At 34.4% G+C, this 16,256-nt stretch carries 19 protein-coding genes, 3 tRNA genes and 1 pseudogene; 11 read left to right on the forward strand and 12 right to left on the reverse strand.

The window, feature by feature from the left end:
* Positions 1-8: 8 nt before the first annotated feature.
* From mltG to EO116_RS01890, 9 genes are all read left to right on the forward strand, one after another.
* Positions 9-1,016: an endolytic transglycosylase MltG gene (gene mltG / locus EO116_RS01850; protein ID WP_127160398.1), complete on the forward strand. Its 1,008-nt coding sequence runs from the start codon at positions 9-11 to the stop codon at positions 1,014-1,016.
* Positions 1,006-1,602 carry an O-methyltransferase gene (locus tag EO116_RS01855; RefSeq protein ID WP_127160399.1) on the forward strand — a complete coding sequence of 199 codons (597 nt, stop codon included), beginning with the start codon at positions 1,006-1,008 and terminating at the stop codon, positions 1,600-1,602. The genes mltG and EO116_RS01855 overlap by 11 nt, the downstream gene beginning before the upstream one ends.
* 3 nt (positions 1,603-1,605) lie before the next feature.
* Positions 1,606-2,838: a U32 family peptidase gene (locus tag EO116_RS01860; RefSeq protein ID WP_127160400.1), complete on the forward strand. Its 1,233-nt coding sequence runs from the start codon at positions 1,606-1,608 to the stop codon at positions 2,836-2,838.
* 28 nt (positions 2,839-2,866) lie between these two features.
* A complete protein-coding gene (locus tag EO116_RS01865) occupies positions 2,867-3,091 on the forward strand; it encodes a DUF4911 domain-containing protein (protein ID WP_127160401.1) in 225 nt (74 codons plus the stop codon).
* A 77-nt stretch (positions 3,092-3,168) separates the two neighbouring features.
* Entirely contained in the window at positions 3,169-5,259 is a 2,091-nt protein-coding gene (locus EO116_RS01870; protein WP_127160402.1) for a DUF4261 domain-containing protein, read from the forward strand.
* A gap of 289 nt (positions 5,260-5,548) precedes the next feature.
* A tRNA-Pro gene (locus EO116_RS01875) sits at positions 5,549-5,625 on the forward strand.
* A gap of 11 nt (positions 5,626-5,636) precedes the next feature.
* Positions 5,637-5,710 (forward strand) — tRNA-Gly (locus tag EO116_RS01880).
* Between the two features lie 103 nt (positions 5,711-5,813).
* A tRNA-Arg gene (locus EO116_RS01885) sits at positions 5,814-5,890 on the forward strand.
* Between the two features lie 98 nt (positions 5,891-5,988).
* Positions 5,989-7,248, forward strand: a complete 1,260-nt coding sequence (locus EO116_RS01890) for a PIN domain-containing protein (RefSeq protein WP_127160403.1) — start codon at positions 5,989-5,991, stop codon at positions 7,246-7,248.
* Positions 7,249-7,262: 14 nt separating this feature from the next.
* On the opposite strand, the gene EO116_RS08570 is transcribed toward EO116_RS01890, so the two are convergent.
* From EO116_RS08570 to EO116_RS01915, 12 genes and pseudogenes are all read right to left on the reverse strand, one after another.
* Positions 7,263-7,736 (reverse strand): site-specific integrase, encoded by a 474-nt coding sequence (locus EO116_RS08570; RefSeq protein ID WP_370447258.1) that lies wholly within the window; start codon positions 7,734-7,736, stop codon positions 7,263-7,265.
* A gap of 251 nt (positions 7,737-7,987) precedes the next feature.
* The gene (locus tag EO116_RS08575) at positions 7,988-8,503 is read right to left on the reverse strand and encodes an N-terminal phage integrase SAM-like domain-containing protein (protein WP_240629094.1); all 516 of its coding nucleotides are present in this window, start codon (positions 8,501-8,503) and stop codon (positions 7,988-7,990) included.
* 565 nt (positions 8,504-9,068) lie between these two features.
* On the reverse strand, positions 9,069-9,281 hold the full coding sequence (locus tag EO116_RS08580; protein ID WP_240629095.1) for a hypothetical protein: 213 nt from the start codon (positions 9,279-9,281) through the stop codon (positions 9,069-9,071).
* A gap of 269 nt (positions 9,282-9,550) precedes the next feature.
* Positions 9,551-10,024, reverse strand: coding sequence for an AAA family ATPase (locus EO116_RS08585; RefSeq protein WP_240629096.1), 474 nt, complete (start codon positions 10,022-10,024; stop codon positions 9,551-9,553).
* Between the two features lie 57 nt (positions 10,025-10,081).
* Positions 10,082-10,381 carry a relaxase domain-containing protein gene (locus EO116_RS08700; RefSeq protein ID WP_255416957.1) on the reverse strand — a complete coding sequence of 100 codons (300 nt, stop codon included), beginning with the start codon at positions 10,379-10,381 and terminating at the stop codon, positions 10,082-10,084.
* Positions 10,350-10,790 carry a MobF family relaxase gene (gene mobF, locus EO116_RS08705; protein ID WP_255416958.1) on the reverse strand — a complete coding sequence of 147 codons (441 nt, stop codon included), beginning with the start codon at positions 10,788-10,790 and terminating at the stop codon, positions 10,350-10,352. The genes EO116_RS08700 and mobF overlap by 32 nt, the downstream gene beginning before the upstream one ends.
* On the reverse strand, positions 10,781-11,023 hold the full coding sequence (locus EO116_RS08595; protein WP_240629097.1) for a hypothetical protein: 243 nt from the start codon (positions 11,021-11,023) through the stop codon (positions 10,781-10,783). Before EO116_RS08595 ends, mobF begins: the two co-directional genes overlap by 10 nt.
* A 105-nt stretch (positions 11,024-11,128) precedes the next feature.
* Positions 11,129-11,935: a type IV secretory system conjugative DNA transfer family protein gene (locus EO116_RS08600; RefSeq protein WP_370447259.1), complete on the reverse strand. Its 807-nt coding sequence runs from the start codon at positions 11,933-11,935 to the stop codon at positions 11,129-11,131.
* Positions 11,936-11,963: 28 nt separating this feature from the next.
* Positions 11,964-12,481, reverse strand: a pseudogene (locus tag EO116_RS08760) (type IV secretion system DNA-binding domain-containing protein).
* Complete coding sequence (locus EO116_RS08615; RefSeq protein ID WP_240629098.1) at positions 12,373-12,987, reverse strand: hypothetical protein; 615 nt, start codon at positions 12,985-12,987, stop codon at positions 12,373-12,375. The pseudogene EO116_RS08760 and the gene EO116_RS08615 overlap by 109 nt, the downstream one beginning before the upstream one ends.
* The gene (locus tag EO116_RS01910) at positions 12,950-13,246 is read right to left on the reverse strand and encodes a hypothetical protein (protein WP_127160404.1); all 297 of its coding nucleotides are present in this window, start codon (positions 13,244-13,246) and stop codon (positions 12,950-12,952) included. Before EO116_RS01910 ends, EO116_RS08615 begins: the two co-directional genes overlap by 38 nt.
* Before the next feature lie 394 nt (positions 13,247-13,640).
* A complete protein-coding gene (locus EO116_RS01915) occupies positions 13,641-13,820 on the reverse strand; it encodes a helix-turn-helix domain-containing protein (RefSeq protein ID WP_127160405.1) in 180 nt (59 codons plus the stop codon).
* Between the two features lie 178 nt (positions 13,821-13,998).
* Between EO116_RS01915 and EO116_RS01920 the strand changes: the two genes are divergently transcribed.
* Both EO116_RS01920 and EO116_RS01925 read left to right on the forward strand, forming a co-directional pair.
* Positions 13,999-14,853: a helix-turn-helix domain-containing protein gene (locus EO116_RS01920; protein WP_240629099.1), complete on the forward strand. Its 855-nt coding sequence runs from the start codon at positions 13,999-14,001 to the stop codon at positions 14,851-14,853.
* A gap of 146 nt (positions 14,854-14,999) precedes the next feature.
* Positions 15,000-16,256 (forward strand): hypothetical protein (locus EO116_RS01925; protein WP_206168309.1); only part of this gene is annotated, 1,257 nt, incomplete at its 3' end.

A 16,256-nucleotide genomic window follows, 5' to 3' on the forward strand; every position in this document is an offset into this window, starting at 1 on the left:
AGATTGCTGTGAAACAATATGTAAAATACATCTACGGATGTGTAGCGATTCTGTTGGCCACTGTACTTGGTGTGCTAGCAGGTATGTATTATATTCCTTGGACAGGCGGTTCTAAGGAAGAGGTAGAAACGGTTGTTATTAGTGAGAACCAAACGGGTGCAGAGATTGGCGATGTGCTCTATGAAAGAGGACTTATTACATCACCTACGGTATTCCGTGGAGCTCTGCGTTTGACGGGAACCATGGATAAGCTGCAACATGGGTATTACCAAATCCCTCATCACTCTAGTTTGAGCGAGATTATTGGTTTGCTCCAACAAGGGCGATTACAAACGGTGAAGTTGACCATTCCAGAAGGATTTACGATCGGTGAAATTGGCAAGCGTATCGAAGAACAAGGTATCGATACGCAGTATGCTTTCATGGAATATGGCAAGACCTATACGCCGTATGAGTACATGGTAGGTACGAAGCCTGTGACCTATCGGGTAGAAGGATTTCTATTCCCTAGCACTTATGAGATTCCTGTAGGGAGCAAAGCAGAAGATGTGATGGCTATCATGGCGGATGAAATGAATCGCCAATTGACACCGAAAATGCGCCAAGATATTGAGGCGCAGGGGATGACTATTTTTGAGTTCATCACACTAGCATCGTTAGTGGAAAAAGAAGCGAAGTTCGACGAAGATCGCCCCATCATTGCAGCAGTATTTCGTCAACGCTTGAAAACAGGTATGCCTCTAGAATCTTGCGCTAGCATCCAATACATCCTAGGCTATCCAAAACCGCTCATCACCATTGAAGATACAAAATTAGAAAGCCCATACAACACATACCTTCATAAAGGATTGCCACCGGGGCCAATTGCAAACCCAGGCATCAAATCCATGGAGGCTGTTCTCTATGCACCACCGACAGACTATCTATTCTTTGTGGCTGACAAAGAGGGGCACCATCATTTCACAAAAACTTATGAAGAACATTTGAAAATAGTGGATCAAATTTATGAAGATTAAAGAGATTTTAAATGAACAACGCATTTATGCGCTTTTGCATGATGTGCCAATTTTACGAGAATCGGAAGTAGAGCTCTTTGAAGACTTAATTGGCTTATATAAGCCAAAACGTGTTTTAGAAGTGGGCACTGCTATCGGGTATTCTTCCTTGTTATTGGCAAAACATATGGATAAAGAAGGTCAGCTCATCACCATAGAATTAGATGATGTGCGTCATGGTATGGCGACTCATTTCATTTCACAATCAGACTATGCAGAGAAAATCACTCTATTAAAAGGGGATGCTACAGAATTGCTCGAGGGCCTAGAAGGTCCCTTTGATTTAGTGTTTTTAGATGGTCCGAAAGGGCAGTACTTAAAGCAACTGGAGCTGATTGAACCGAAACTAGCCAAAAATGCCGTAGTGCTAGCAGATAATGTGCTGTTTCGTGGCTATGTGCGGGGAGACAAAGAACCACCACGCCGCTTTAAAACCATTGTGAAACGCTTGCAAGAGTACTTACATTATGTAGAACAAAAAGAACACTACAACACCACCATTTACCCTATGGGAGATGGCATGAGTGTCAGTGTATGGAAAGGATAGATCATGAAGAAACGACATATGGAATTACTAGCCCCAGCTGGTAATATGGATAAATTGAAAATGGCCATTCGCTACGGTGCGGATGCTGTATATTGTGCAGGTCGTGCCTTTGGCTTGCGTGCAGCTAGCTCTAACTTTGATAATGATCAATTGAAAGAGGCTGTAGAATTTGTACACAGCCATGGCAAAAAAATCTATGTGACTTGTAACATCATTCCTCATAATGAGGACTTAACAGGTTTAGAAGAATACTTGCAATTCTTGGAAAGTATCAAAGTGGATGCTATCATCGTGGCAGACTTGGGGATTTTCTTGCTAGCCAAACGTGTGGCTCCGGGCTTAGAATTGCATGTAAGTACACAGGCGAATACAACAAACTATTTGACAACAGAGTTCTGGAAAGAACAAGGGGCAGCTCGTGTGGTTGTAGCGCGCGAAGTAAGTATCGAAGACATCAAAACAATGCGTGAAAAAGCAGATATCGAAATTGAAGCTTTCGTTCACGGTGCTATGTGTATTTCATACTCTGGACGTTGCTTGCTAAGTAATTACATGACCAACCGTGATGCGAATCGTGGGGCTTGTACACAAGCGTGCCGTTGGAAATACAATTTGGTGGAAGAAAACCGTCCCGGCGAATACTACCCAATCGAAGAAGACGAGCATGGCACATACATCTTTAATTCCAAGGATTTATGCTTGTTGAAATATATTCCCGAGTTGTATAAAGCAGGCGTAGATAGCTTGAAAATCGAAGGTCGTATGAAATCTGTACACTATGCAGCGACTGTATCTAAAGTGTATCGTGAAGCCATCGATACATTCTTAGAAGAAGGTGACGATTGGTATGTACGTGATGAATGGTATGCAGAATTAGAAAAAATCTCTCACCGTCCATACACAGAAGCCTTTGCCATGGAAAAGCCAGGAGAAGAAGCACAAAACTACGGCAAATCTTCCAATACACAAACCCATGATTTCATTGGTCTTGTAGAAGGATACAATGCAGAAGAAGGCTATGCGTATATGGAGCAACGGAATAACTTTAAGGTAGGCGAAGAAGTAGAATTCTGCCAACCGAATGGTCCATTAGTAAAACATGTTATCACACGCATCACCGATGAAGATGGAAACGACATCGATGTGGCGAAACATGCACAAATGAAATTACGTCTATACATCGACACACCATTGGAAGAATACTCCATGATGCGCCGTGAAACTAAGCAAAAATAATGTCTTATTATATAAGGAGAGGACTAAGATGCAAGAACAGGAGATTGTCTATGATCCGCAGTATGTATACTTTCAGATTGAACGACAGCATACGAATTATGTGAATCGCATTTTAGAAGGCTATGAATATGTAGGGGTGATGACCACGGTCAATGCAGATGGGTTGTGCATGGTTCGTACAACAGAATCAACCCGTGAGTTAGCAAAACAAATTTTGGAATCCTTACCTATTTCTGTGACTCTCTTGGATTAAGTAAGTTCTGAAAGAGAGGCACCATATAAGTTATACTAGTATTACGTATTGGTGAGTAGAGTGGAGAACTAAGAGATATGGCAACAGAAGAAAAGAAACAACAAATCTCGTATGAACTATATATTCCAGCCCAATTTGACGATTCCTGTAGGGCCTCCTTGGAAGTACTGATAGAACATAAATTAACAGATGTGGGTACTATCCATGAAGGAGAATCCGTGTATAAAGAAAATGGTGAAATTGATCATTGTGTATTACGGTTTTCCATGGATGAAGGAGATGAGTTAGTAGAGGAAATGATCATTTCTTTGGAAGAACTAGGCATACCATATGGTGCTAAGTTATATCAAAATGGGAATGTCATTGCAGAATTAGGCAATCTACATCACATCCATGTCGTATTAGATGCATCTTTAGGGGATGCTAAACAGTTTAAACGATTAGATACAAAAATCTCTCGGGCTTTAGAAGAAAATAATGTTGTCAGCGGTTCCACACTACGCATCCCGGAGGGAGTGGCTACCTTTACGTATTACGTCGCAGATAAGGATCTCGCTATTAGTACTATCGAAAAGTACCTTCGTAGAAGTACACTGGGAAAAGGGGCTACTATCGATGTGGTGGACTCTGGTCTTACCATTCATGAGCGATATATGACAGATATATCTCGCGTGTATCGAGGGTTAGTACCTGATGTATGGAATGTCATTCAAAGTGAGTGGAAAGGAATATCTCCGCAAGAATGGATGAACTTATTGCGACGATATCCTCATACACCAGAGGGACTAAGCTTCTTGCTTAATGTAGTAAATGGGACATACCAAAAGGAATATACGTCGTTAAAAGCTACATTCCCTATGTTTATGTATGATGATAAACAATTCTATTTATTATCAGCTCGTCAAATGTTAGAATTTGATCTTCAAGGACGAGATGTGATGAATATGGATATCCTGGGGCCCGATGTAAAACCAACACAAGTACGAGCGTCTTCTAAACAGAGAGATTTATGCCTGTTTGCAGCTACTGGTGAAGGAGAACAGGCATCCCGTTTGTACATCGATTATAATCCAACGAAATCTGGCACTGTGGGACAAATTATCTATTTTAATGGAGATACGAATATATTGACTCTATTAGGGGCGTCTTTCAGTGAAGCCTTATTGGAGCTCATGAAGGAACAATCGAATGATGTAGGGGATTATTTAATTGAAAGCATCATACAGAAAACGATGAGCCTTGATATAGATATGGCGGATGTACAAAGTGCTGAGAATCAACTATTATTTGATGCAATGCGTAATTTGGCTGAAAGAATCTTGGAAAGCACCGGTGGCATAGGACCTATGGTTGGTAAACGTGGCTTTATGGGCATGGTGCTGTTGGACAATGCAGAGTTCGATGTGAAACGTTTTAAGAAAGATTTGCTTAGCAAATGGGATATTGAATCCATAACAAGTCCGGAGGGGATGAAGGTCCGAGCAGCCATTGCCACAAAAGATGTAGATTCCGTGGAAGAAGAGGATATGGAAGAAGCACACTTTTTAGTGATTGATGACTATAAAGTAGTGGTGGCACCATTTTCCTTTGCCATGCCGATGGAAGCTGTTATGCAGGGGGCTACTCGAAATTATCTTTGGGAAGATGCATTGGATGCAGTGCTTCATCATACAAGCCATGTGGCGATTAGCATTGTAGAAGCTCCTGGCAAGCCGTTAGAAGAAGGAATTTTATTAGCGAAATTGCTTTCAGTGGCGACAGAGCAAACGGGAGCTAGTGCTATATATACAAATGGCGTTCTGTACGAAGCGAAAAAGTACCACGAGGAGACCGAACAGTTACGAGATGATATGTTACCTATGGCGAATCTAATTTGGGTAGATATGGATTTTGAAGATGATGGTACTATTTCCTTGTCCACTAGTGGTATGGAACTGTTCAAGCAACTCAATATTGAGCTTTTACATTGTCCGTGGGAACCGGAAAAAGCTTGGAATTATGCGCTAACTGTAGCAGACTATATTTTGACATCAGATACAAAGGTGCAAGATGGTGATTCCGTTGGTAGAACTGAGGAAGAACGAATGACAGTTCATATTAAAGAGCCGGTCCATGCAGATGGATTGCAAAGTATACAAATTTTCTTTGATGAAAGTGAAGAAGAATAAATACATGATGAAAGGGGCTGTAGAACTGTAACAGCTCCTTTTGTTGCGTACGCAGTTGTAAAGTGTTGTTCGTATAAAAGCATAAAGTGCCTTGTTAATGGGGCTAAAGGTGTTCAATTTGGACTTGTAATGTGAGATTAGAAAAAAATAAATAAATTATAAAAAAATACTTGCATAGATGTAAGGGATATGATATTATATATTTGTTGTTACAGTAAGTAACAAACGGTAGCGAAACAGTGTTTCCCAAGGACAGTTAAGATGATTCGTTACTATGGATGGAAGATATCGGGGCATAGCGCAGTTTGGTAGCGCACCTGGCTTGGGACCAGGGGGTCGCAGGTTCGAATCCTGCTGCTCCGACCATTTTCTTATGTGCGGGTGTAGCTCAATGGTAGAGCCCCAGCCTTCCAAGCTGGTTGCGAGGGTTCGATTCCCTTCACCCGCTCCACTTATACATGTGCTTGTATTTAATACGTTCCCATACAGAGACAATGTCTATGTGATGGGTTATTTTATTATTTACAGTAAAAATACATGACATAACTACATATGGTTCAGTAGCTCAGTTGGATAGAGCAACGGCCTTCTAAGCCGTGGGTCGGGGGTTCGAATCCCTCCTGGATCACCACGTAAAAAAGCGGATAGTTCAGATTGAGCTATCCGCTTTTTTGTATAGTTTTTAGTAATTATTTTAGTAGAAAAGAAATAGTTAGTAGGAGAGATTAAATGATTAATGTGTATTTAGATAGCAACATATATATTCAAGAGAAGTATGGCCTTAATAATTCGTATTTCCTTTTGCTAAATCAACTTATTCAAACTCATGAAATTAGATTGTTATATTCAAATGTAACAAAAGGTGAAGTTTTCTATCATTTAAGAGAATCTGTAGAGTCTGCAGTAACGGCTTATAATAAAGCACAATCAGAGTTTTATAAAGCATATGCTCATTATGGGAGGTTCGAATATTCAAAATTGAAGACTGAGACGGAAATTTCTATATTAGAAAATGAGTTTAATAAATTTTGGGGACAAGAAAATTCTTTAGAACTTTTATTAAATAATATTGATATTAATAATATACTCTTAGCACATTTCAATATAGAGTATCCATTTGAGAAGAAAAAAAGAAATGAATTTAAAGATGCATTTATGATTGAAGGGATTAAATTATTTATAAGAGAACATAATGAACAGGTTTATTTGATTACACAGGATAATGGTGTTATTCAAGCTGTTAAGGATGAACCTAATATAAAAATTTTTGAATCATTAGAAAAGTTTTCAAGTGCTGATGAAATAAAAGCATTATATGATAACTCGTATGTAGATTTATTGAATAGGTATATAAATCGTGAAGACATTAAAAAGAAGTTTCTACGTGTGTTAGAGAATAGTGAACTTATTAGGATAGGTGAATTTGATTATGAAGTAGAATTATTTGATATTGATGGACTATCTATAGTAGTTGATTTTGCAACTTGCAATAATCAAGATAACATTCAGGCCAATCTTATGCTTATAATTGATTACTCAATAGAGGCTTCTTATATAGATATAGAGAATTCAACTTATGATCCTGAAGACAAATGTTTTATCTATAAAAAATACATTTATTTATCTGAAAAACATAAAAAAAATATTTCTGTGGATTTAGATTTTATTCTTAAACATGATGGTACATTTAATATACAAAATGATATTGGATCAGTAAAAGACTTAAGTGTAATTGAATTAGATGATGAGTCATTAGTAGATGAACCGATAATAGATATGGACGAAGGCTTAGAATATGCAGAAATGTTGGAGGATGATTATTATTATCAAGGTTCTTTTCTAGAAAACGATGATAGAATAGATCAATATTCTTGTGAGAACTGTTCATCTCCTGTTGATGAAACTACCGCTAAACTTGCATTAAATAAACAAGAGCGAATCCTATGTGATGCTTGTTTGTCTAATTACAATTCCGATGATGAATTGTAATTTAAGCAGAGGGTTTATATTTCTAAATTATCTAAAGCTTTAACAGCCTCTTTTTGTATATCAGGTACTAAGTGTGAATATGTATCTAGGGTTAGTGTAATTGTAGAGTGCCCTAATCTTTCTTGCACTATTTTAGGGTTTATTTTCTGAGATAGTAAAAGTGTAGCATGTGCATGTCTGAGATCATGAAATGTGATATGCTCTAAGCCTAGTTGTTTTAATATCGGTATAAAGTATCTAGATTTGAAATTACTGGTCGATAGAATTTTTCCAAAGGTACCTGAGATAACAACTCCATATGAATCAGCCCACTTATCTCCTAATTCTTTAGCATAGTTAGATTGGAATTCTTTGTAAGTAGTTAATTCACTTTGTAATTCTTGACTGATAGGGATACAACGACGAGAAGTTTTAGTCTTTGTATCTTGAAATACTTGCCCTTTAGTACCTGTTTGTATTGTTCGCCGTACAGAGATAGTTCCGTGGATTAAATCAACACAGTCCCAGCATAGTCCAAATGCTTCACCTAGTCACATTCCTGTGCCTAAGGCAATTTTTGTTGCGATATAGGATGCGTAATAATTAATTCTATAAGGTGAGGATATATTATTACTGACTAGTCATTTCATTGTGCTTGTAAGCTGATGAATCTCATCGAGTGATAAGGTATGAATTTCTGTAGTTATTAATCTAGATAGTTTAGTTAATTTAATGGGATTTTTTAACAATAAACCGATATTTACTGCATATTCAAATAGTTCTGAAAGATAACGTCTAGTACAACGTATAGTACTGGAAGATATGACATGTCCTTTTTTCCTTTCAATGTTCCATTGCCCCAGTTGTTTAGAACTGTTTGTACTTGTTGTGGCGTAATTGCAGTTATTTTTATTTCACCTAAGAGCGGAAGTATATATAGCCTTAGTGTAGAGTCATATTTTTGAAACGTTTTAGGCTTTACACTGACTTTCTTTACATCTTGTAACCAGTAGCTACAGATGTCTTTTAGTTTTGTATTTTTAGATGAGAAAATAGAAGTGTTTTGTTGTGTAGCCTCTATCCATTGTTTTCCTAATTTATATACTTCTAATTTTGAGTTTCCTGAGAAAGCACGGCGGATTAGCTTATTATCCTTGGTAATACTAAATTGGCCTCGCCATTTTTCATGGCTTTGAAAGAATGTACCTTCTCCATTAGATCTCCTTAGAATTTTCTTTTGAGACCTGTATAGTTTTCCTTTCTTTGCCTTTAACAATGGATGGCGTGAAAGTTGATGAAGTAATCTTTTGTTGGAAGCGCTTAGCTTGTTTGATTAGAGCTTCCTTATTATCAGTAAAAACTTTTACGCTTTTTTTAGCACGGCTTACATCTACATAAATTTTATTACGAGTATTGGAGTTCTTTTGTGTACTATCATGTACTATTAGAGCATTATCAACAGTAATACCTTGTGTCTTGAATGTAGTAATTGTATATCCATAATCAAAATGTTTATACTCTCTTGTATCAAATATAACATTTTGATTTGTGTTGGTTTGTACGGTAACTTTAGGTCCATTGATATTTATGATTTTACCAAGTTGGCCATTTTTAATTCCTACTGTTTCGCCGTTAGTATCTTTGAGTTTATAGTTATTTTTAGTGAAAATTACTTTTTCACCAATAGCATAAGGATTAGAAGTTTCTATACCATACTGATTTACGCTAGTTAGTAAACATTCATTTTTTAGGGTGCCTTTCGCTACAAGTCTGTTATGAATTTCTGTATTGAGTTCATTGCGATCATTATTACGAACTACTAAAATAGCGCTTTTATCTTGTTACTCAATTGTGTAATTACAGTATTCATGAATTACAGAATTTAAGCGATATTGTCGTTGAGGGATTTCCTTAATACTATCATCAATATAAGATAGTGGTGATTGTTTTTCTATATTATCAAATTTGCCAGATAAAGCCTCTACTGTTTTTCTAAGATTAGAACCTTCCTCTTGTCGATTGATTTCTCTCATTCGAGCAGAGGAACTGTTCATTATCATTTTTAGTCATCCTATCAAATGCATTACCTGTACCAATTGGAAGTAATTGGTTTGAGTCGCCAAGAAAGACTACTTTAGCATTTTTTTTCAGAGGCTTTTAGAATATTACTTAGTAGGTGATCTGTTAACATGGAGCTTTCATCTACTATCTAGACTTCTGGTATTTCTGCTTTCTTTACAGATGAAAAATCCCAGGAGTTATGAAGCGTAGTGGGTGATAGGTGGTTTAGATATTTATGAATGGTTTGAGATGAAATTGCTGCTTATAGCTCCATGGCCTCGGCTGCTTTTCCCGTAAATGCCATACCTATTACATTAACTCCTTGAGACTCGTATAGTAATTTAGCTTGTTCAAGCATAGTTGTTTTACCAGAACCTGCTATACCTTCTACTGCAATATATTTGTTAGAAGATGATAACATTGAATTAATAGCTTCTTTTTGTCCTTTTGAAAACTCCCAACCTTGAGCTAGCTTGAGATTATTGGAAAGTATATCAATTTTTGAGTTGGCATCATTCGAATATAAAGTACTATAATTTTCAATTTGGGGATTTAAAAGTAGCGAATCTATATATTTGGCACGAACCAAGTTTTTGGGAGTTGTAAAATATATCTCATTATTTAGTTGATGAAACTTAACTTGTATTAAAGTACTTTGTAAATGGTGTTCAAATATACTTTCAAATTCTGATACAGTTACGCCAAGCATTATACCTTGTTTATAGACTTCAATCATTAAGTCTGACTTAGAAAATGCATAGGACTTTTCTTGTAGTTGGTCAATGGATTTTTTTTAGATATTATTGATTTTTAAAAGTCTTGATGCATCCTTATTATGTGTAGATTTATTTATTACAAAACCGCCTAAATTATCAATAGATTTACGCCATTCCTGCTCTAAAGTTGCAATATCTTCTGGTGGCTTTGGTCTCCATGATACCAGACCTGCAGCGTGTGCACCATTCCATGTATTAGAAAAGCCTTGATTGGCTTGATAATTCTGAATTTGATGTTTTCTTTTTGAAAAATAATCGATTAGAGTATCATTTATACCTTCAATTTCAAAATATATATTTTTTTGATCTTTGCTCATGGATTTCCGAAGGGGAATCCTTTTTTTCTTGTAAGGCTTTAGATAATTCATTGTCATACATTAAAGAGAAAAGGTATTGGTTTGAGTGAATAAATCGGTCCTCAATCGTCATAATTTTGCCGTTTATTATTGTTTTTCTAAAAAGTAAGCAATGGGTATGTAATTGTGGATCTTGTTCTCTAGATACCCTATGTTGCAAATACGTAAATAAAGTATTTTTAGTTTTTATATTTTCTGTTCGATTATCTTTATTTGTGTGCTCGCGCCATACTACATAATTAGATTCAACGAAAGTTAAGACATTTTTAACCGCTTGATTATGTGCATCTAGAAGATCATATTTTAATGCAGGATTTAACATTGCAATTGAGATAGATTTTGGTGGAGAGAAGGTTAAATCTATTGCCAATTTTTTGCATCGGGAGTCAATTCGTCTTTTAATATATTTACTTTTTGTTCGTAATTATCTTGAGATAAAGGTGTTATAGTACTTTTATATGGATTCGAAATATCATCTCCTATAGGAGATAACAATCCATTACCAAACCAAAAGTCCTCTTGTGTAATTGTGCGACTATAATAATCATCTTTGTTATAGTATTGTCCTGCTTGTATGGTAGACACATTAAATGTTGTAACCATAATAGATTATTCTCCTTTTTTATATTTGTTAATTAAATCTTCTCCATAACGATGCTCTTTATATTCATTAAACTTTATTCTACGGGGGTGCATATTTGGCTTAAATCAATTTACTGTTTTTCTATTAATAGGATCAAAATGTTTTATATTGTTTTTTTTATTAAAGAACAATTGAGGAATTACTAAATTAAAAGGATTAAAACCTAATATCTTTCCGTATCCTTTAAATGGTGGTAGCGACTGTAATTGACTTGGAAGAATAAGTGATTTAGTTGTTGTATCTTGGCAAATTGAGGGGATAGGACTACCGTTTTGAGGTAGTTGAATTGATTTTTTGTATTCAATAATTTTCTCTACACCAAAGTTATCTGCTAGTTCTTTTGCAGTAGCTGCATCGTTAATCCGTAATACTATTTGCGTGCCAAAGTTATTTAAGAATGATTGCATTACTTGTGGCCCATATTTTCCCCTTAATAAACCTGAATCTTGTGTTAAAGCAAGAATACTTATGCCATAACTTCTACCTTTTGTAATTAAATCAGGTAGTAATTGAATTTTGCTGATCCTACCAATTTCATCAATAATAAAATACAGTCTGCAGTTTTGGCTTTCAGGTAAAGTGAGTGCTTGGTTAATCATAATATCCATGACTAGTGATAATAATGGAGCCATGATTCGTTGGCGGTTAGCAGAAACTAATAAATATAAGTTTGGTATGGTACCATTTGTTCGTTGATACTCCTCTCTAATGTATTGTTTAAAGGAAAATGCAACATTATTATCGGTTGAATCTTTTAAGTGCATGAAAGGCTTTAGACCGCTTGCAAGAGTTGCAAATATAGAGGCAAAGGTATTATCTGGAGCATTTAAGTACTGCTTAGATGTTATTAATGTTGGTGGTAGGGAGTTAATGGCTTCTGTTAGATCTTCTGCAGGCTGTTTAAAAAAATTCTACAATGTCTTGGTTCGTTTTGCACGCTTGTAAATCAAGATGCTTTAAACCATCTGCAAATATAGCTCCCGCAGCTAATCCCCAGAATGGATCTTTTTCATCTTCTTGCTCAAATAGAATAGAGGCGAAGGTGTCGTAATCTGAAATATCATCAATATCGTTAAAGATTGACCAACTAATACTACGTTTATCAAAGGGACAAAAATATAGTCATCGGATTTTGCAAATTTTCCTACGAATTCAGGTTTTACATCCGTAATAATATAATGACGCTTATCATTATATTTTTTGCTATATGTATTAATTTGATTAAGAAATTGACTGAGCAATACAGATTTACCAGAGCCACTAGCACCAAAGACAAGAATATGTTTACATTCGGTATCAGTAGGGATGTTTATATTTCCAATTGATAAAACATGAGGTTTATTTTTGTATATAAACTCATTTGCTTTTGAGATAATAATTGCATACCACGCTTGTGGAGTGCTTTTTTTGATATAGATGTGTCTTTTAAATATTTACTATAATTCCAATATAGAGATATCCCTAAACTTAATAACAGAGTTATGAGCCAGTATTTTTTGTAAATTTCCTTCAAGATATAAAGCTGATTATTGGTTAAATGGTCGATTACATCTTTATAATTTTTGAATGGGATTCTATTGTTAGGATCTACCTCAAAGTCAAATGTATGACTTGCAATAAATTGACCTATTTGAGTTTTATAAGTATCCGGTTTTATAGGATTAATATAATTTAACGCGACTTCTTTTGTTACATAAATATTTTGAGTGGATATGATATTTTCTGCCTGATAGAGAAAGCTACAAAATAGCCCTCCAGATGCAAGCGTTTGAAGGAGTAATACACCAATTGATATATTTCTTAGATACTTTTTCCATATGGCTAATGTAATCTTTCCTCTTTTTAGTTTTTTAAAAGCAATATTGTTGTTAATATTCGTTATGGTACTAGTCCTTTCTGTAAATTGTAGAGCAGATTTTTTCAAACTTATCCTTGGCACTGTATAATTCATATAGCCCTTTAAAAAGGCTTAATGTTAAAACTTCAATTCGATCTAGAGTTTGATTTAAAGAATTATAGGAATCTGAATCTATACCAGCGCTTTGTTGAAAGTGCAGGTCAATTAGATTTGTGATATAACTCGATATACTTTTATTCTCTAAAGCTGCAATATTTTTAATTTGTCGTTTTAATTGTGAGGTGCAATAGATTTTAATAGATTTATTTAGGTCTGTATTTGCCATAAAGGTCTCCTTTGAGTTTTAGAGGTGAATAGTAGAGTAGATAGTCCTAATCTACTTCATACACCATACGCACTGCATGCGAAGGTATATATTATTGATAGTGGTAGATTTTTTTCTGTGTTATTAATAGGAATGTTGATATATACCTAGTTTTTTACATTAATGTAGAAATGAATTTGTTATCTTTGTAATAAAAAAAGAGACACTAAAGACTCGTATTTTAGCCTCTAGCGCCTCTCGCTGCATAGATTTAAAGTGGTATCTAATTTGTGTTTTGCTCTAAAGCTTGTTCGATCCCGAACATATTTAATTTTGCCATTAGGGAGTCCAATAGGAAAACATTTACGTTTTTGTTGAGAATAATTTGAATTAATTTGCATACAATGTGACATCCTTATTGAATATTAAAATTAGCTTTGCAATACTCGTCTAAAGCATTTTCTGGGATTAGTATTTTATGACCTATATGAATGCAATTTAAGTTTTTAGTTTTAATTAGATTGTAAATATAACTCATACTTACATTTTTTGCAAAGTATTCCTCAGCAGCTTCGCGTACAGTGTAGAGTTTCATTCTGATCACCTCTCATTGTGTAAAAATAAATAATTCTATATAATTAAATAATAGGAAATTTAACCATTATAATTGCTCTTAAATGGTAAATATATTTCCTTTTAGTTAATAAATTAACCAAAAGGAAATTTTTATAAGTTAATTATATTATATGAAATAAAAAAACAATAGAAAATAAATGAAAGGGTATTTTATGGGATTTTTTGACTCTTTGATGAATGTTCATATTACAGATATGTCTATTAAGAGTGAATTTTCTAATAGATTAGAAATATTAATTCGAGAGTTTGGCCTACAGAAAAAGCAGCTTGCTAAAGAATTAGGAGTATCGGCTGTTGCAATCACGAAATATGCAAAGGGTCTCTCCATGCCTTCTTTTGAAATTGTATCTGCTATTGCTGATTACTTTAATGTAACTGTAGATTTTCTTTTGGGAAGAACAGCAATTCCTTTTTTAGAAAAAGATTTTGTATATTTCTGTCCTATAGGGAAGGTTAATTATAGTTTTTATATATATAATAAGGAACAAGAGAAAGAGAAACTTGAAGGGACTTTGGAGTATGTTTTTGGTCTAACTGTTTGGAATATGGATTTGCCTAAAGATGAAGTATTCTTAAATCAATTTTTATGCTTTAAATTTTTAAAAGAAGAAAGTAATCAACGCTTATATGAAGCTCTTTTCTTAACGGATGAGTTGAATGTTAGAGAATTTTTATTTGCGATGGAAACAGCAGTTGGGCTTCCCTTTATGAATGATTATGCTGGTCCGATGGCAATGGATTCTCAGTATCTTGCTAACTTATTGATTTGGAATGAGGATAGTATTAAGCCACCAATAGGTAGCATACCATTTAAAAAACCACAATATCTAGCGACTTTATCGAAACCAATATCCAATGAAAAAGTTCGTTTAAATTATATGTCAACAAGTGGAGCCATGCCCCATATGACTACGTGGCTAGCTATGAGTGAGGATGAGCGAAGAGACTTGTTAATGAGACGATTAAGGCGCATTAAACGTAATTACAACTAATTTATAATAATAATTCTTATAATTACCTTTTTACTAGAATAAAAAGGTTTGTTAATTTGGTGGTATTAAATAAAATAGGGTTGAATATGGCTAAATGTATTTTTGGCATTATAAATATAAAGAGTATTGAACTTTCTTGTTCGTTTATGGTAGAAGATTTTGTTGTTACATTAATTCCGAAACAAGATCAAGCTAGTAAACGTAAGTTACGTCAATGGGCAGAACAAGTATATGAGAACGATAGAATTGAATGGCTTTCGGGAATAACATCAGATAATAAAGTTATACATATTGCTCGTCGATTAAGGGGCGGCTATAGGTTTGGAACTGGAATAGATATAGGGGCTATTAATTTTTTTACTACAGTAGTTATAGAATATATTGATTCTTCTTGTAATAAACATAATGGTTTTTATGGTATAGAATTTATAGGTGGAGACATAAATTTAGTATATCCGCCAGATAAAGCGATTGACTATACTAGTGAGCCTTATGGTATACAATATACAGATTCTAATACTTATACTAAGAAATATGATATTGAGTTAAATGAAGATAAATTTAGACTAATTAAAACAATAGATGTACATTATGTTATGCTTTTAGGGAAGATAGTTGACTTGTCTAAAAATATTAAATCTAAGCTTAGAATTGAATTTGATCAAGAAAAGCCATTTGATGACTTATTAAAGTATTATGGTTATATTCGAAATTTAATAACTTTTTTAACTCGTATATCTAATAATATTTTTGCGGTTAAATTATTAACAAAGGATAGTGTTAATGGCAAGCCATATTATAAAGATTTTGCAAATGTTAGGCTTTATAGTGATTTTGCAGCTATGAATTCAGATATCTTAACAATCCAAGACGTATTGAAGTTGGATAATATAGGTGATGGAATAGTAGAGCTATTTAAATTGTTAAATAATGATGATGAAATGCCTAATTTACTTTTTTTGCCTGATAATTTAAAGGAGCGAGAGTTTATCAAGTATACTCAAATCGTTGATATTTGTTCTGCAATTGAAACCGAGTATAAACTAGGAGGGTGTAAGCAAAAAGAGAATAAAGATTTGAAAATAAAATCCAGAAATTTAGCTAAACAAATAAATACATTCGTTGATTCGGTTGATACTGACGATTTATTAAAAGAAAAGGCTAGAAATATTATTGGAGCTACGTTAAAAAATTATAGTCCATCACTTAGAGAGAAAATCAAAGCATTATATGATTTACATAAAGATGGATTAGAACTTGTTATTAAAAATCACCATTGGATTCCTAATTTTACAGATGAGATATTTTATAAACATATTAAGCAATTTATTGAAATGAGAAATAGAACTGCACATCAGAAGATGAATTGGAACGGGGGAGAAGCTATCTATACTCATATTATG

This window comes from Veillonella sp. VA137 (assembly GCF_003992015.1).
Lineage (GTDB): Bacteria > Bacillota > Negativicutes > Veillonellales > Veillonellaceae > F0422.